This window comes from Brumimicrobium aurantiacum (assembly GCF_003402975.1).
GTDB classification, from domain to species: Bacteria; Bacteroidota; Bacteroidia; order Flavobacteriales_D; family Crocinitomicaceae; genus Brumimicrobium; species Brumimicrobium aurantiacum.
Map to the genome: position 1 here is coordinate 1 of NZ_QURB01000013.1, position 17,931 is coordinate 17,931.

The 17,931-nt window shown below is 33.1% G+C and carries 17 protein-coding genes and 1 tRNA gene; 4 read left to right on the plus strand and 14 right to left on the minus strand.

The genetic code is table 11. The features are described from left to right. Window positions 1-835 precede the first annotated feature (835 nt). From DXU93_RS14575 to DXU93_RS14600, 6 genes are all read right to left on the minus strand, one after another. On the minus strand, window positions 836-3,337 hold the full coding sequence (locus DXU93_RS14575; RefSeq protein WP_116882042.1) for a DUF5686 family protein: 2,502 nt from the start codon (window positions 3,335-3,337) through the stop codon (window positions 836-838). Between the two features lie 116 nt (window positions 3,338-3,453). Next, entirely contained in the window at window positions 3,454-3,654 is a 201-nt protein-coding gene (locus DXU93_RS14580) for a hypothetical protein (protein WP_123776152.1), read from the minus strand. A 25-nt stretch (window positions 3,655-3,679) separates the two neighbouring features. Further along, window positions 3,680-4,237 (minus strand): LPS export ABC transporter periplasmic protein LptC, encoded by a 558-nt coding sequence (gene lptC, locus DXU93_RS14585; protein WP_123776153.1) that lies wholly within the window; start codon window positions 4,235-4,237, stop codon window positions 3,680-3,682. A 3-nt stretch (window positions 4,238-4,240) separates the two neighbouring features. Continuing rightward, window positions 4,241-5,515: a tetratricopeptide repeat protein gene (locus tag DXU93_RS14590; protein ID WP_116882045.1), complete on the minus strand. Its 1,275-nt coding sequence runs from the start codon at window positions 5,513-5,515 to the stop codon at window positions 4,241-4,243. Between the two features lie 14 nt (window positions 5,516-5,529). Continuing rightward, window positions 5,530-6,882 (minus strand): hypothetical protein, encoded by a 1,353-nt coding sequence (locus DXU93_RS14595; protein ID WP_116882046.1) that lies wholly within the window; start codon window positions 6,880-6,882, stop codon window positions 5,530-5,532. Next, a complete protein-coding gene (locus DXU93_RS14600; protein ID WP_116882047.1) occupies window positions 6,875-7,609 on the minus strand; it encodes a type III pantothenate kinase in 735 nt (244 codons plus the stop codon). The genes DXU93_RS14595 and DXU93_RS14600 overlap by 8 nt, the downstream gene beginning before the upstream one ends. A gap of 113 nt (window positions 7,610-7,722) precedes the next feature. On the opposite strand from DXU93_RS14600, the gene DXU93_RS14605 reads away from it, so the two are divergent. After that, window positions 7,723-7,795, plus strand: a tRNA-Phe gene (locus tag DXU93_RS14605). 122 nt (window positions 7,796-7,917) lie between these two features. Here the strand turns inward: DXU93_RS14605 and DXU93_RS14610 are convergent. Further along, a complete protein-coding gene (locus tag DXU93_RS14610) occupies window positions 7,918-8,109 on the minus strand; it encodes a CsbD family protein (protein ID WP_116882048.1) in 192 nt (63 codons plus the stop codon). A gap of 238 nt (window positions 8,110-8,347) precedes the next feature. Between DXU93_RS14610 and DXU93_RS14615 the strand changes: the two genes are divergently transcribed. Next, window positions 8,348-8,944, plus strand: coding sequence for a MarC family protein (locus DXU93_RS14615; protein WP_116882049.1), 597 nt, complete (start codon window positions 8,348-8,350; stop codon window positions 8,942-8,944). A 153-nt stretch (window positions 8,945-9,097) separates the two neighbouring features. On the opposite strand, the gene DXU93_RS14620 is transcribed toward DXU93_RS14615, so the two are convergent. The 5 genes from DXU93_RS14620 to DXU93_RS14640 form a co-directional block, all read right to left on the minus strand. Beyond that, a complete protein-coding gene (locus tag DXU93_RS14620; protein WP_116882050.1) occupies window positions 9,098-9,697 on the minus strand; it encodes a superoxide dismutase in 600 nt (199 codons plus the stop codon). 109 nt (window positions 9,698-9,806) lie between these two features. Continuing rightward, a complete protein-coding gene (gene sufD / locus DXU93_RS14625) occupies window positions 9,807-11,063 on the minus strand; it encodes a Fe-S cluster assembly protein SufD (RefSeq protein ID WP_116882051.1) in 1,257 nt (418 codons plus the stop codon). A 2-nt stretch (window positions 11,064-11,065) separates the two neighbouring features. Next, window positions 11,066-11,821, minus strand: coding sequence for a Fe-S cluster assembly ATPase SufC (gene sufC / locus DXU93_RS14630; RefSeq protein ID WP_116882052.1), 756 nt, complete (start codon window positions 11,819-11,821; stop codon window positions 11,066-11,068). Between the two features lie 37 nt (window positions 11,822-11,858). Beyond that, entirely contained in the window at window positions 11,859-13,310 is a 1,452-nt protein-coding gene (gene sufB / locus DXU93_RS14635) for a Fe-S cluster assembly protein SufB (protein WP_116882053.1), read from the minus strand. Window positions 13,311-13,328: 18 nt separating this feature from the next. Then, window positions 13,329-13,652 carry a HesB/IscA family protein gene (locus DXU93_RS14640; protein ID WP_116882054.1) on the minus strand — a complete coding sequence of 108 codons (324 nt, stop codon included), beginning with the start codon at window positions 13,650-13,652 and terminating at the stop codon, window positions 13,329-13,331. 362 nt (window positions 13,653-14,014) lie between these two features. Between DXU93_RS14640 and DXU93_RS14645 the strand changes: the two genes are divergently transcribed. Beyond that, a complete protein-coding gene (locus tag DXU93_RS14645) occupies window positions 14,015-14,326 on the plus strand; it encodes an SUF system Fe-S cluster assembly protein (RefSeq protein ID WP_116882055.1) in 312 nt (103 codons plus the stop codon). Between the two features lie 31 nt (window positions 14,327-14,357). On the opposite strand, the gene DXU93_RS14650 is transcribed toward DXU93_RS14645, so the two are convergent. Beyond that, window positions 14,358-15,341 (minus strand): D-alanine--D-alanine ligase, encoded by a 984-nt coding sequence (locus DXU93_RS14650; protein ID WP_116882056.1) that lies wholly within the window; start codon window positions 15,339-15,341, stop codon window positions 14,358-14,360. A 399-nt stretch (window positions 15,342-15,740) separates the two neighbouring features. On the opposite strand from DXU93_RS14650, the gene DXU93_RS14655 reads away from it, so the two are divergent. Further along, the gene (locus DXU93_RS14655; protein WP_116882057.1) at window positions 15,741-16,397 is read left to right on the plus strand and encodes a sterol desaturase family protein; all 657 of its coding nucleotides are present in this window, start codon (window positions 15,741-15,743) and stop codon (window positions 16,395-16,397) included. A 251-nt stretch (window positions 16,398-16,648) separates the two neighbouring features. On the opposite strand, the gene DXU93_RS14660 is transcribed toward DXU93_RS14655, so the two are convergent. Further along, on the minus strand, window positions 16,649-17,623 hold the full coding sequence (locus DXU93_RS14660; RefSeq protein ID WP_116882058.1) for a T9SS type A sorting domain-containing protein: 975 nt from the start codon (window positions 17,621-17,623) through the stop codon (window positions 16,649-16,651). Window positions 17,624-17,931 lie beyond the last annotated feature (308 nt).

Below are 17,931 nucleotides of genomic sequence, written 5' to 3' on the forward strand. Positions count from 1 at the left end.
AAGACTTTGAATTTTGTTGTGGCTCTTAATTTCGTTTATTTACGCTGTTTCCTTATTTCTCAATCTATCAAAGAACTTATTTGCTGTTTCTCGTTAATTCAATAACTAAAAACCTTATCTTGCTTTCTCTAAACTCGTTTGTTTCGAGGAGGACAAAATTAGTGATAATTTTTAACCTGCAAGCTTTTTTTTGAATTAAATTTTAAAAAAGATTTTTGAAGTCTTTTTTGTTTTTTTTTCTAACCTCGCTCGTTTGCGGGGTGCAAAGATAGTCACTAAATTTAAAGTAACAAGCTTTTTTGAATTTTTTATTTAATCTTTTTTTAATCTCACTCCTTATCGCTAAATCGTAATCTTAAATGCTTTTCAAGTTATTCACTGCTCGTTTGCGGGGTGCAAAGATACTGAGCTTTTATCAGTAAACAAGCTTTTTGGTAAACTTTATTTAAACTAATTTATAAAACGCTTATAGTCTAACAGTTGTCACTGAAATAAAACACAAACTAATTGAACAAACTTTAAACTCACTTATATTATTAACCCTTCCATGCTTATAAGCACTCATTATTTCACTTCAACCTATATTAAGGAACTATATAAACAGTTAAACCAATCACACATATGCGCTATCTTACATTTACTATAATAAGGAAAAGCTTATCTTGAACTACATGTAGTAATCACACCTAAATATAAGTAGACATATAATATTTGAAAAAATAAAAAAAGCCAACTGCTTATAAAGGTAAAAACAACTAAAAGGATAGATTATAATTTCGGCGCAACAGTATTACTCCCTAAAACTTCGACTTACTGCCAATAACCTACAGCTTATTTAGAAATTGAATTTCATACTTCGTTCGTCAAGGATGGCGAAACTGACTTTAAAGGTAGTTCTAGGTGAGATTTGATTTCCGTTAGAAAAGGCAGCATAGGCCCCTATCCTTAATCTTCGTTTTGCAAATTTAAAAACACGTTCTAAACCTGCATAAGCCTCATAATGCACCCATTTATGCTCGGGAACCCAGAGATAACCTCCTCCAGCTACAGTAGAAATTCTAGTTTTCTTCATAAAAGGAATCTTATTTATCAAGGCCCCATTGAAATGATGGATAAAGTGAGACTCGAAATACCAGTCCTGGGTTGGCAATGTAGAATCTAAGTCTTGATAAGAAAACAATGGGTTTGAAAACCAAATTGGATCAGAACGTCTATGATACTTCATATCTGGAGCACGTAGCAACTTTTGATTCAAAAACTTACCTGTTGTGATATGATACTTAGATGTTCCAAAAGTAAAAACCTTAAATGTTTGACGCATTCCAAAACGAATGTAATCATGATTCACTTCACTACCGAAAAGCTTAGGTATTCCTTTTTCATAAAACACATAAAAAGTAGGCCACTTTGACCCTAATATCACTTTACGATTAGGTTCACGCATGTATTTTTGAAAAGGAGTATAACGAAGTGTAAATTCTGTAATCAAACCATCATAAGGTTGAAAATCTGTAGGTTCATTATTATCTAAAACTTCATCAAACCAATGAACGAAATTAATATCATCAGATAGTGCTCTTCGGTTAACATAAGTCAAATTAGATTCTAAATACAATCCATTGAGAATTTCAAAATCATGATACAATGTTCCTGAAGTCCGCTCAATAAAATTATCACGAAGTAGAACTTGGGTTATCGCATCGTAAGATCTAATTAATCCATAATTATGTGTAAAAAACAAACCTACTCTTGATTGTCGAAATGGATTATAGAGATGCGTAACATTCGCGGCTCCTTTCACATCTCCATTCAACAAACCAACATCGGATCTAACAAATGCATTTATTGTTTTTTCATTATCCCATTTTTTAAAGTAATCAATATCTGGCCCAATTCGAGGACCTGCGATATAAATTGGTCTCATCATAGCAGCCAATGAACTAAAAGACCATTGTGTCTTTTTTGCCCTATTTCGTCGATCAATACCAAACCATACAACCTTCCAAAAATTAATCTTATTAAAAACCGAATCAATAGAATCGAGATAAGATGACTTTGTAAACAATCGTTCAATACTGTCTTGTTTTCTAATGTAATTTTGTTCTTCAAGGGTTAACGGCGTTAATCTTGATGACGTCCAATAACTCGAGTCTCTTTCATATGCCTCTTTAGTCGTCACAGCTACTTCATTTCCAAAGTGATTTTTATCAAATTGAGGATTAAAATCATAGTTAGAATAATTAACTATTGTTCTCCCATTAAATATCTCCTTACGGTAAGAAACTGAATAATCCATTGTCTGACTTTTCAAGACACACATCGAATCTCCATAAATTTCAAAATCTTGAGCAATTGAAAACTCATCATAAATGTACAAGTTACCTTTTACGATTTTAAACTCAAGCTTCTCGACTAGCCATGTACTGTCTTGAATATAGACAAAACCATCCAGCGTTGAAACAGAACTGCTTCTCGATGATATTTTAATTTTATTTAAAACAGGGAGTGAATCTCTTTGAATCTTATCCACTAATTGATACTTATAGGAAAGAATCCCGGCAGTTGAAATAGGTGAAAGTATTGGTGACTTACTCAAGTCATTCAAATACATTGTATTTTGAAAGAAGTTAAAATGAGATTTTGCTGTTGTTGTAAAATAAAGGTTCCGATCATCCCCTCGTTTTTTATAAGCTGTTCTAATTTCTTTAATATTATTTGGTGGAGCGTAACTTCGGTGCATCTCTACTTCTATCATATTGAGATTGCTAATTTGATCAAGCTTTTTACGTTTCAATTCTTCTACATCATCAAAACGCGCATCCTCTTCATCTTTTTCCTGATCCTCAAAGTAATCTTCCCATCCTTTTTCTGTTAGCGATTTTTTATCTCTAGCCCGAATATAAACATCACTTGAATAAGGAAACTGATTATAATCAAATTGAGATTTGTGCTCTACGGTTTTCAAAACGATCTCCCTTCCAACATTCCTTCGTTTTACAGAAACATCATATTCTTCCAGAGATTTGATATTCACTGGAAACAGCTGCATATGCTGAACATTATCTTTTTCGTTAATAATAGTATAATATTCACGAGTTTCAAAACCAGTAGCAGATACAACTATATAATACTCTCCCACCTGAAGTCTCATCAAATAATTACCATCAATATCTGCACGGGTCCTTAGATCGCTATTGTTTTTAACATATATATCAGCAAAAGGAATTCCAATATTGCTTTCATCAACAATCTTCCCTTTCAACACATATTGTCCAATACTCGTATTTCCAATAAATACGAAAACAATAAAAATCAGATATATTGGAAAGTTTTTCATTTAAAAATCAAAACAAACATCATTGGGTGTATTATTTTATCAGGTGAAATTAAATGAAAGTGATTAAAATAAATAATTTTAGTTAGTAAAAACAGCTTTCATCAGCTCAACAAAGCCTACTTCTTTTTATTCTGTTCATTAAGGAATTCTTGATGTTTAATCATTCTCTTCATCATGGCTCTTCTAATTAAGTATAGCACCAAAATAAAAAAACCTAAAAAATAGTATGCACTCCATCGTTCAAACCCATCAATTACCCCAAGAACAGTAACACCTACAAAAATTGTTATTCCAACGAACAACAATACTTTCATCATTATTTTATTATACGTTTCCATTTGATTAATCCTTTAAGTAAATTTTTGCGGTTGGTTTAAAAAACTGAGCGGTGTCAAAAGCAGGGGTCGTCCATGCACCAACACCCGACAATATCATATCTGGAGAGCGGATTACAACATCTTGATCTGTATAAACTGAATCTCCTTTTTTATGATAATAAAGCACCTCACTCTCAAGTGTCTTTTCTTGTTCTAGATTCATTAGTTTCACACTATCTCTAACTGTAATATTACCTGTACCACCATCAATCTGACCATATAAAGAAGTCAAAACAGAGCCAACAGTTCCGTCATCTTTATAGAAATTCACCTTTAAACCATCTTTAAAGATTGTAACATCTTTAGGTTTAGCATAGGTTTCTGCGATTGTGGCAAAAATTTCAATTTGAGCATAGCCAGAGTCAGTATAAATAACATGCATCATTTCACTGGTTTCATCTGGATCATTTGGGTGTGAGGTAATTTTTTTGACTTTATCCAAGTCGTTTTCACATGAAAAAAAGATTCCCATCATGAAAATCATGACAGGAATCAAATATATTTTAAACGTTATGTTGTTCAAGATTTAGTATGTTTTAATCGTAAACGTCTTATTCCAACATTTCAACTCTACAGTCTCTCCAACAGATTTATCTTCATTAAAGATATCACTTGAAGTAGGCGCTTGACTTTTCATAGAACTAATCAATGCTGAGTTACCAGATTTTTCTGCTAATTCAACAGCATAATAATAATTCGCTTTACGCTCGAAAGTAGAAACACCACAATCACTAGTTGTTGCACTTACACTTTTTGCAGCAATCTCATACCCTTTACTTGAGTTTTTACCACTTACAGCTAATCCGGCGTTGTGTGCAGACTTAAAGCTCCCTGCTTTATAATATGCATTTGCAATCTCAAATTCGATATCACTTTTTTGATCTGCATCTTCAGTCATTCCTTTCGCTTCAGTGAAAGTCTGAATTGCTTGACTAGTTTTTCCTTGACTAATTAATAATTTTGCTTTTGCTAGTACAGCACCAACAGATGGATCAATTGCAATAATTGTATCAACTAGAGATGCATAAACTGGACTTGAAGTACATTCTTGTTTTTCAAGTAAAGCCATAAAGTTGTTTACTGTCGATTTTTTAGTTTCAACATCTTGTGGTAGTTCATTCATGAAACTTTCAATTTCTGGAACGATAGACTCACAATCTGTAACAGCTCTATCCATGTATACTGAAACGAAATCTACTACTGCTGCTCCCATTTCACCTTTATTGGCATAATCTGTCAATTTAAAGTATTCAGTAATAATTCTTTTCTTGTATTCACTTTTAGCTTTTTCGTCTTGCTCTTGAACCCAAAGATTATAAAGATTCACATAATACTGTTGTAAGAATCCTTTGTTTACATCTTTTCCTTCGTGGTGAATCCCAATTCTATAAGCATCATCAGCTTTCTTCATGTTACCTGGTTTCCCTTGCATCATATAGTAATAACCAAGGTATGCTTGCCAGTCTTTTTGAACACCATGTGTTTCCTGAGCCGTTTCATAAACTGAAATCAATGTATCTAGATAAGCTGCTTTCGTTGAATCATCAGCTGCATTTTTCATTGATTTTTGAACTGAATAAATAAAAGGATTATAGAAGACCATTTCCAAAGTACCGCATTCTTTTTGGGCACGAATATAAGATCTTGTAACCTTTTCATATTCTTTTGCTTTATAAGCATTACCTGCAATTGCTTTATACCTTGTACACTCGTTTGGCTCATTACCTCCATCTTGTGCGAAGTTTGTCATTCCTAAACTCAAAGTAAAAAGAGTTCCTAATATTAATTTTCCTATTTTCATTTTATTTATAATTGTTAATCAAGTTTGTATTTTCGAAACCATTTATCATAACCAGGAGCAATATTTATGCCGAGTTTAAATCCATAGTAATTTTCTCTTAGCACTCCATCTCCAGCATTCCCGCCTAAAGAACCATAAGTCCCTGATATATTTAAAGTTGAAACTGACCTTGCCATAATTAATGGAATCCCAATTCCTGCTGTCATCCCTTGATCAATTAATTGAGTACCATTTACCTCATAAGGTGTATTTACGGAATATGCACCCACTCTATATCTTATTTTATCTAAAAAACCAACATAAGCTGATCGATCTGTTGCAAGTCTATGCCTAACAAACTCAAAACCTAACCTCAATGAACTAGAATTTACATATTGTCCCGTTGTCACTGAAGCGTTAAAGTCCTCTTTATAGGATCCCCAATCTTCACTTGCATATTCCATTGTTAACATATAAGAGGGTAACTTTGAACTTCTTGAAGTACTGTCATTTTGTGGAGTATAGGTATACGTTAGTCCCACGCTTGTTTTTGTGGCTAAATAAACATTTCCATCAATTGTTCCAGAACTATAGAGCGTATCGTAAGTTGGCAGACTATAGTAATTTGAAAAATAAACATTAGATTCTGTTTTTTCAAAATTTAATTCTTTCCCTGGGCGATAAACTCCTGCCACCCTGAAACTATGTGTTAGATTTGGTCTAAAGTCATAATTCAATCCAAATTCAAATCCGAAATCTTTAGCACGCAATGTTTGTCTATTGAATCCTCCAGATTGAATTGAGCTTTCATTACGGTATACTATTCTTTCATCCTCTAATTGTCCAAAGTAATATTTCCCATTAACACCGACAGACAAACTTTGTTTTCTACCGTCTAAAATATTTCCAGAAAGACCAATCATAAACTCTTGAAGATCACCACTTCCTGTGTAATCATAAAACACACTATCACCGTTAACCATCTCATAATCATTAATTTCATAACCTCTTCTACTGAGTGGTTTCAAACCTGCTGCTATTCCTAAACGATTTGCAAAAGGAATAACCAATGCAAAATGAGTTAACCCAGTATATCTACCACTAGATTCCATTCCATTGTTAGAAAAACGTTTCTCTTCGTGAGCGATCCCCATTGAGAATAATGGATTTTGTTTGGCTGTTAAGGAATAAGTAGACGGATTGTATAAATTCGTTTGACTTGAATCTATCAATGCAGTTGCTGCACCTCCAAGTGCCGATGTATACGCATTTCCATAATACCCCAAGTCACCAATACCTCTTGACGAATATGGGCTATTGGTACTGTTTTGTACAAGCGCTGTTCCACTTAGTACAATAAATAATGTCACCAATAAACTTCTATACATTGTGTTTTAGAATTAAATGCAAACCTTTCACGGTTAAATTAACATCCGCAAAGATGCTATTTTTTAACTCTTTATCAAATCTTTTGCTGTCTCCACCTGTCAAAAAAATTGTTAACGGTTGATATTGTTGACTATAATGACTTATAAAACCTTCAATCTCTTTTTGAATTCCGTTTAAAACACCAGACATCATTGCATTTCTCGTAGAATCACCGACTAGACTTGTCTTTTCTTCTAATTCTAATAATGGCAGTGCTCCAGTAAATTCGTGCATGGCTTTCAAGCGCATATTATAACCAGGCGAAATAGAACCACCTTTGAACGCTCCATTTTGAATAAAGTCAAACTTAAGACAAGTACCGATATCAATTACTAAACTATTTTCTGTTTTAGAAAAATGATTTGCTGCAACTGCATTCGCTATTCGATCTGCACCTAAAGTATCTGGAGTGGAATAATCCAATAAAGAAATAGGTAAAGGAGTTACATTGCTCAAAACAATGTTTGGTTGCAAGGTTTTTTCAATCCATTTTTGATTTTCAGGGCTCAAAACTGACGATAAAATCGAATTTGTATCTTTTTTTAAAAATAATTTTGAATTTATTTTTTCTTTTTCGTCCATAGAGAAGGTGTCGACCGCTACAATCTCATCACATTCAAAATCAACAACTTTAACTCTTGTATTTCCTGCATCAACGATGCAATATTTCGTTTTTTTTTGTCTCACAAGACAAAGTTAACAGAAGATTTTAAAAAAAAATTCAAAAAGATGCCCTCAAAACAAAATAAGTTCAGTATCTTTGCCCCCACCTAACCAAATAACTTGTTTGAAAAAACAACGGTGATGTAGCTCAGTTGGTAGAGCAAAGGACTGAAAATCCTTGTGTCGGCGGTTCGATTCCGTCCATCACCACAAAACAATCCCAATACTTTGAATTTCATTGTATTGGGATTTTTGTTTACAAGCAATTCAGTGTAATACATAAAAATAGTGAACATCCCTGTTCACTTTATATTACAATGAAGAGTAAAAACTTATAATTCATCGATGTATTTCTTAATCGTTTCTTTACCTTCTCCTGTTTTCTGTTGGAGTTTACCGATTAATTCATCTTCTTTACCTTCTTCATATTTTAAATCATCATCAGTAAGGTCAGCATATTTTTGCTTTAACTTACCTTTCAATTCATTCCAACTACCTTTTATTTTATCCTCTGTTGAGCTCATAATGTATTTTTTTAGTTATTTATATTTATTAGTTTAACAGTAATTTAGCAAAAAGGTTTTAAGTTAGTGGTATTAATGCTGTTAAAAATCAATAAACATTCTTGCTCAAAAGATTAACCCGGAAATAAAAGTCCTTATAAAAGGAAGTATATAAATTATTGTAAAAAGTATTGTGTAGATTAAAAACCCATTATCTTTGCACACTTTTTAAAATTATACATAAATAAAACAACTGATTATGAACGAGTTTTTCGCTTCAATTAAAACAGATGAAATCTTTAAAGCAACAATGGTTTTATTTGCCGTAATAGATATCATTGGATCAATTCCTATCATTATAAAAATCAAAGAAACCTCTGGTGACATTCATGCCAATCGCATTACTCTCGTTTCTTTGATTATTATGATTGCATTTTTAATTACCGGAGAAGGTCTTTTGAGTTTATTTGGTGTAAATGTAGAATCATTTGCCGTTGCAGGTGCTTTTATCTTATTCGCTATGGCCGTCGAAATGATTATGGGCATTGAACTTTTCAAGGAGACTCCAATGAAAGGAAAAAGTGTAGGAATTGTCCCTTTAGCCTTTCCTATTATCGCTGGTGCTGGATCTATGACAACATTAATCTCTTTACGTGCAGAGTTTGAAATGATCAATATTTTAGTGGCAATTCTGATCAACATGGTTATTGTATTTGCAACATTAAAATTAACAAGAAGAATAGAGCGTATGCTCGGACCGGGTGGTGTTGCAATCCTAAAGAAAGTCTTTGGAATCATCTTATTGGCAATCGCCGTAAAACTGTTTGCATCTAACGTTACACAATTATTTAAGTAGTAAGCCCAAACATTCAAAATAAACCCAAGTAATTCGTTTGGCTTGGGTTTATTTTTACCCCAATATTAAGCGATAAAAAAACTCCAAGGATTTCTCCTTGGAGTTTTTTAATAAAATTAGGGATAATTCCCTTAGAAAGTTAAATCAAAGTAATTACTTTGCTTCGTTATATCTTCTGTTTACTTCTTCCCAGTTGATTACATTAAAGAATGCTTCGATATAATCTGGTCTTCTGTTTTGGTAATTCAAGTAATAAGCATGCTCCCAAACGTCAAGTCCAAGAACTGGCGTTCCTTCACACCCTTCTCCCATGATAGGATTGTCTTGATTCGGTGTAGAACAAACTTCTAATTTTCCATCTTTTACACAAAGCCAAGCCCAACCTGAACCGAACTGAGTTGCAGCAGCTTTAGAAAACTCATCTTTGAATGCATCGAATGATCCAAAAGCAGAATCTATTGCATCTTTGATATCCCCTATTGGGTTTCCTCCACCATTTGGAGACATTACAGTCCAGAATAAGTTGTGATTATAGTAACCACCTCCGTTATTTCTTACTGCTGCTTTATCTTTTCCTGCTTTTAAAATTTCTTCAATTGACTTTCCTTCTAAATCAGTTCCTTCAATTGCAGCATTTAATTTTGTTGTATAACCTTGATGATGCTTACCATGGTGAATCTCCATCGTTTTTGCGTCTATATTTGGTTCTAATGCATCGTGTGCGTATGGTAATTTTGGTAATTCAAATGCCATTGTTTTGTTGTTTTTAATTAATAATTCTGTTTACTCAAATATAAATAATTAAATTAGAAAATTCATCTCGCTGAGCTTAAATTTCCTTAAATAATGTTATTCCCAATGTTTAAAATTTCCAACCAAAATCTTTTAAAAACAAATCATCAATATTTGCTCTTAAAGCTTCGTTTTCAACTTTATCTAAAACACCTCCAATGAATCCAGCAACGAGCAATTGCTTCGCGCTTTCTTCAGAAATTCCACGAGAACGCAAATAATAGATAGCTTCAGGATCTAATTCACCAATTGTTGAACCATGAGAACAACGAACATCATCGGCATAGATCTCTAACTCTGGCTTAGAATTTACACTTGCTTTTTTAGAAAGTAATATATTTCTGTTCGACTGGTAAGCTTCAATTTTTTGAGCATCCTGACGAACGATTACTTTACCATTAAAGACACCTACAGATTTACCATCCATTACTCCTTGGTAAGACTCACTTGAAGTACAGTTTGAATACAACTGATCAATCAAAGTATGATTATCTAAATGTTGTTTTTCTGTTCCTAAGTAAGCTCCATTCATCTCAGTATGGCAATTCTCACCTTCTACAATTACATTCAATCCGTTTCTTGTCAACAAACTTCCTGTTGTAATGGTATTGATCAAGAAATTACTTGACTCATCTTGCACGAACAATTCATTAGAAATGTGAAGCATATTTTTCGCTTCAGTTTGCATCTTGTTAATTGTCAAACTTGCGTTTGTTTCCACATGTCCTTCAAAAACAATATTTGAAAAACTATTTTCTGAATTTTCTGAGTGAAAAGTTGCTACGATTTCAGCTTTTGAACCATTTTCAGCATGTACAAAATGACGTGCATTTGCAATCACCTCTTCCCCATTCACGATATGTAAAAGATGAATAGGATGATTTGCTTTTTTATTCTTTTTAATCTGAATCGAAACACCACCTGTTTGGTAGGCTTTATTGATCAAAGAAAAAACATTTTCTTCTGTTCCATCTACCAAATCAGAATAATACGCTTCATCAAGGGTATCAATATTTTGAATTTCTACAGCATCATCTTCTAAAATTGTAGACAATGATTCGTCATAGTATCCATTCACAAACACCAATTGATGCGCATTCAAGTCAGCAATCTTATAGTTTTCTACATTTGCTGTTGCTTGAACTTGTTTGTACTTTCTCTTTACGTATTTAGCAACACGAGTATATTTCCACTCTTCAATTCTTGTCGTTGGGAAATCCATCCCATTTAAAGCAGCCATCGCTTGTTTTCTCACTTCACTTCCCTCTTCAGGTTTTTTGAAGTCAGCAACAAACTCTAGTACTTTATTATCCACAACTAATTCCATATTTATTGCGCAGTTTCTTCATTAATCCAATCGTAACCTTTGTCTTCTAATTCTAAGGCTAGTTCTTTTGTACCTGTTTTGATAATTTGTCCTTCACTTAAAACGTGAACAAAATCAGGTTTGATATAATCTAAAAGTCTTTGGTAATGCGTAATCAAGATGATTGCATTTTTTTCTGATTTAAGTTTGTTTACTCCTTCAGAAACGATACGTAAAGCATCGATATCTAAACCAGAATCAGTCTCATCTAAAATCGCCAATTTTGGCTCAAGCATTGCCATTTGGAAAATCTCGTTTCTTTTCTTCTCACCACCAGAGAATCCAACATTTACAGCTCTACTTGCCAATTTATTATCTAATTCAACAAGGTTTGATGCATCTTTTACCTTTGCTAAAAAGTCTTTTGCAGATATTTTATCTTCTTTACGGTATTCACGAATTTCATTAATCGCTGTACGTAAGAAATTAATATTTGATACACCTGGAATCTCAACAGGATATTGAAAAGCCAAGAACATTCCTTCTTTTGCTCTATCTTCTGCTTTCAAATCTAAAAGATCTGTCCCATCAAAATCAACAGAACCTTCTGTTACTTCATAACCATCTTTACCAGCCAAAACAGAAGCCAAAGTAGATTTTCCTGATCCATTTGGCCCCATAATCGCATGAACTTCTCCTGCTTTCACTTCAAGATTAAGTCCTTTTAATATTTCTTGTCCTTCTTCAACTGATGCGTGAAGATTTTTTATTGATAACATATACTTTAATTTTCTAATTTAACTTTTACGTTTGATTTTATCCTACAGAGTTTTCTAATGAAATCTCTAGTAATTTTTGTGCTTCAACAGCAAACTCCATTGGCATGTGATTCAATACTTCTTTACAGTATCCGTTAACAATAAGTCCTATTGCTTTCTCTGGATCAATTCCTCTTTGTTGACAGTAGAAGATTTGATCTTCACCAATTTTTGAAGTTGTTGCTTCGTGTTCAATTCTTGCTGAGTTGTTTTTACATTCTATATAAGGGAATGTGTGCGCTCCTGAACGGTCTGATAGTAAAAGTGAATCACATTCAGAACGGTTTCTAGCATTTTCGGCTCCAGCGTGAATTTGAACCAATCCTCTATACGCATTTTGAGACTGACCAGCAGAAATACCTTTTGAGATAATTGTACTACTTGTGTTTTTCCCTAAATGAATCATTTTAGAACCTGTATCGGCTTGTTGGAAGTTATTGGTTACCGCTACAGAATAGAATTCTCCAACTGAATTATCACCTTTCAACACACATGAAGGGTATTTCCAAGTAACCGCCGAACCTGTTTCAACTTGTGTCCAAGAGATCTTCGCATTTCTTTCACACAATCCGCGTTTGGTAACGAAATTAAATACACCTCCAACTCCTTCTTTATTTCCAGGGTACCAATTTTGTACTGTTGAGTATTTAATTTCAGCATCATCTAAAGAAATCAACTCAACCACAGCAGCGTGCAATTGATTTTCATCTCTCATTGGTGCTGTACAACCTTCTAGGTATGAAACATAAGAACCTTTATCAGCAACCACTAAAGTACGCTCGAACTGACCAGTTCCTCCTTCGTTGATTCTGAAGTAAGTCGAAAGTTCCATTGGACACCTCACTCCTTTCGGGATATAACAGAACGAACCATCTGTAAATACCGCACTATTTAATGCAGCATAGAAATTATCCGTGTGAGGAACAACTGTCCCCATATATTTCTTTACTAATTCAGGGTGTTCCTGAACCGCTTCAGAGAATGAACAAAAGATAATTCCTAATTCATTCAATTTCTTTTTGAAAGAGGTAGCTACAGAAACAGAATCAACAACAAAATCTACAGCTGTTCCTGTCAATCTTTGTTGTTCTTCTAATGAAATCCCCAATTTTTTCATGGTTTCTTTCATTTCCGGATCTACATCATCCCAACTTTCGTATTTCTTTGTTTGCTTTGGAGCAGAGTAATATGAAATTGCCTGAAAATCTGGCTTATCATAATTTACGTGCGCCCAATCTGGTTCTTGCATTTTTTCCCATGCATGAAAAGCTTGTAATCGTTTTTCAAGTAACCATTCTGGCTCCTCTTTCTTTGCAGAAATAAAACGAATAATGTCTTCATTTAAACCTACTGGAGCTTTATCAGACTCAAAATCTGATGTAAACCCATATTTATATTCTTGTTGTTCTAAATTCTTTGCTAAATCTTCTTCAGTATAAGTTTCGCCCATCTTTGATAATTTTATTTTTTAAATAGAGAAGCTTTCGCCACATCCACAAGTTCTGTCGGCATTAGGATTAACAAAAACGAACCCTTTACCATTCAAACCTCCAGAGAAGTCTAAAGTTGTACCTACGAGATATAAAAAGCTCTTTTTATTTACAACGATCTTTACACCATTGTCTTCAAAGGCCTTATCATCTTCGTTCATTTTTGTGTCGAAATTCAATTCATACATTAATCCAGAGCAACCCCCTCCTTGAACACCAACACGAATGAAACTATCCGGTTCACCCGAATCCTCCATCAATCGTATGGCTTGCTTTCTAGCTGATTCTGTTACTTTTATCATATTTTCAACTTCGTATTTTAGTTATTTAAACTTAATCTAAATAACCTTCTTTAATCCGCAAAAATACCTAATATATGGTATTTGACAAACTAAAAACTGGTTTATTTTTTTAGGCATCACTTCAGGTCAAATTTAGCCGATTTAATACTGTCCTATTCATAACATTTTCACAACACAAAAGTTTGAACAAGTCAAGGATTCGAGAAGGTGATATTATTTTGATTTTACATTCTTTAGCTTTAAAGGTTGAACAAAATTGTGTACCCATCAGCAGAACTAATTTATAAGCTTTCTAAAAAAGAGGTAAAATATGCTGTGCTTCTCTAAAACATGTAATATCTTTGTAAAAAAATAAAATTACGATGGGAAATGTTGCTTTAGAAAACTCGATTATAGATGTTATAAAAACGATTTATGACCCAGAGATTCCAGTAGATGTATATGAGTTAGGTTTAATTTACGAAGTAAAAATCAACAGTGATAAAACAGTTGATGTAGAAATGACCTTAACTTCTCCAAACTGTCCGGTAGCAGAATCATTACCAAAAGAAGTTGAAGATAAAATAGCCTCAGTTGATGGCGTAAAATCAGCGAATGTAACTATAGTTTTCGAACCAGCTTGGGACCAAACAATGATGAGTGAGGAAGCAAAACTAGAACTTGGATTTTTATAAAACCAAGTTCTAACTTGCAGTATCTCGGCAATTAAATACCGAATTGTTTTCTTTCAAACTCATAGATTTCAGTCCAAAATTCTCCGATAGAAATATCTGCACAATCTAACATTTGAGGAACTAAGGATTCTTTTGAAAAACCTGGAGTAGTATTCACTTCGATAACATAGATTTTTCCATCTACAATCATGTAATCCACTCTTCCTAGAGATCGCATTTGCAGTAATTGATAAATCAAAACTGTTAATTCTTGAATTTGGCTCGTCAACTTTTCACTAATACCCGCCGGTGTAATTTCTTTTGATTTACCAAGGTATTTTGCTTCATAATCGAAAAAGTCAGATTCTGAAATAATTTCTGTACAAGGTAAAGGATGAATACCTTCACTATTCCTATATACCCCGCAAGTAACTTCTGTACCTTTCAGAAAAGCTTCACAAACAACAGTATTTCCTTCTGCAAAAGCCTCGTCAATGGCATTTTGTAGATCTTCTAATTCATAAACTTTTGAAATCCCGTAACTCGAACCTGAATCTGCGGGCTTTACGAACATTGGAAAACCAAGCTTTTCACCAATCAACTCAGTATTGTAATGACTATTTTTAAGAATCAAGTAAGACTCCGCTACTTCTACTCCAAAACCTTTAAGAAATTGATTACAGAACCATTTATCAAATGATAATTCTGAAGATAGTGCACTACTGTTTACAAATGGCAACTTCTTCATCTCGAAATACGCTTGAAGCTTACCATTCTCCCCTGGATCTCCGTGAATATAAACATGGGCTAATTCAATAACGATTCGTTCTCCGCTTTCTAGAACAAAACTAAAATCAATCGGAGAAACTTCTAATGTTTCACCTTTATAATCGGCAAACCACCCCTTTTCATTCACACGAACCAAAAAAGCATTGTATTCATCTTTTGGTAGATGATCCAAAATCATGTTTGCACTTTTTATAGATATTTCAAATTCAGAAGAATATCCACCACAAAAAATCCCTACGTTTATCATTTTCAAAATTTGTACGAAGAAAAGAAAAAAAGCATCACTTTTCACGAACTTGAGAGAGAAGTTATCAGCAATGACATGTTTAATTAAAACGAATAGAAATCCTTAGTAAGGAAACAAAAAATGATCAACTCAATTTATTTTAAAACAAAGTAAACTTAAAGTAAAAAGTACGTGAATTAATTCACCTCAAAGATGGCAATAAAAGAAATTAACATCTTTATTGATTCAATTCGAGTCAAATTCTCAACAAAAAAAGTAGACGTCAGCTCCTAAAGAACAAAAGGTTAAAAACGGTTAAACTATCCAATACGTACATCATTTTCTATTATATTAATTGCAGGTTTCAAGTTATTTGAAATTAACTACTAACGAATTATATAACACTAAAATTTACGCGATATGAAATTTAGAGTATATCCAAACGAAAAGTCACCTAAATTATTTAAAAGTAAAATGGTTGAATATCTAACTAGAACCAATATTTACGTGATTAATTCAATGTACATTTTAATAAGTATCATGCTTATTTCAACCTATTTCTACAATGTAAATCCTAGTATTTTGGCTATTTTCAAATGGTTTGCAATTGGTTTTTTGTCATGGACATTAGCTGAATATTTAATGCATCGTTTTTTGTATCATAAAATTAAAGACGCTTCTTATGACAAGGGAATTCAATATTTGTTTCATGGGATACATCATCGTTATCCTACAGACAATGACAGAATGATACTTCCTGTTATTCCAAGTTTATTTATCGCAGCATTATTTTTAGGGTTGTTTTACTTGATTTTCCAATCAGAAGCATTGGTTTTCGGTGCTGGCTTTCTCATTGGATATCTCGTTTACATGACAATACACTGGACTATTCACAAGTTTTCGCCTCCCAAAAATAAGTTTTTAAGTTGGTGGTGGAATCATCATAACATTCATCATTATCAACAACACGATAAAGCTTTTGGCGTTTCTACGCCAATTTGGGACATCATTTTTAGGACAATGCCAGAGAAAAACAGAAGAACAGTTACCATATTGGTAGATAAAAAAGAAGATTAGTTTAAGAAAGCATATTTATGATTTAATGGAGTACCTCTCTGTTTAGCCAAACCACTTGGTGCGGTACTAAAATCTTGTGCTTTAATGAGATTACTTATCTAAAAGAAAAGTAATCTCATGCTTTATAAATTAGAATTTAATCAGGTGTTGTTATTATCAATGAATACATTACTTGTTCAAAAAGTTGAGATCCTGTGAGCGCCAAATAAGGAACGACAGGAATCAAGGCTCATTAAATTCAGAATCCATCACTAATTCACTAATACTTTGAATCGAGACAGACCTTCTTTCGTTTTTAAAAGTAGAATATACAAACCTGTTGATTTTTTTCTAAACGTGACTACTATTTCATCTTCTTCTTCATTAAAAATGTAGTTCATTTGAACTTCTTGCCCAACTGGATTAACCAAACTCACATCTAGAACACTATTCATTTTATCTGCGTCAATAGTAAACGAATTTCTAGAAACTGGATTTGGGAATACTTTCAACTTTACTTTAATTTTATCTTTAGACAAACCAGCAGACAAACAATAATTACCTGCATCTCCGAAAACATTTTCATCTTCAAGATATAGTGTATCAGTTGCGTTCGCGAAAGTCACATCGTAATTACAGGTACACATTCCATAAAAACCTTGAGGAGTTAAGATAGGAGAAATAGGATTATGCCCACCGAGATTTTCCACCAAATAATCTTTAACCTGATCATTGTATGGGTTGTATACCTCGTAACGAACCCTTTGAACGGTATTCACGACAATAGTATCAATTGAAGATATAACAAACTCTACATCTTTTCTTGAATTTACATAACGCATCGTATCTCCAATAGCAGCTAAATCTAGATCATTAAAGTCATACAAAACAAAATATTCATCCAAAGGATAATCATTTTCATAGATTCCTTCGAACATATAAAAATAATCACTTGAATACAAAGCCATCGAATCAACTTTCAACCAGGTCTTCCTTCCATCTATCCATAAATGGGCAAGTACATTACCCTGATCTTTAATCCTAAGAGTGTCTGAAAAGGGCGTATCTGAAGAAACAGTCAAATATTCAAAATGAGACATACCTTCAAAATCCCACGCATGCAGACAAATGTCAACATCAAAGCTGTTTAACTCTGGAAATATACTATCATTCAATTGAGACCTCACCTGATTCGCAAATAAGGTTATAGCAACAAGTATGAGTAATTTGAAAATAGGCTTTATCATAATATTGTAGTTTTGAATTAAAGGTAGAAGTATTAATTAAACATTCCAACTTAATATCGACAATCTATGCCACTTGAGAAAACCAAATTACTCCCATTAAATAAAATTATACAATCCCCTCTGTTGATTTCAATACTATACCCATAAAAGAATAATATTGATAAAAAGAAAATGACTAAAAGATTTCTCAGTTACTGCGTTTCATTTAACCCTAAATCCAACAGATAGAAAAAGCTTAAAGCTTACAACCATTAGCCACAAACTCAAATCGCATCAAATAAATCTTCCATTGGTCGGCGAACTTTTTT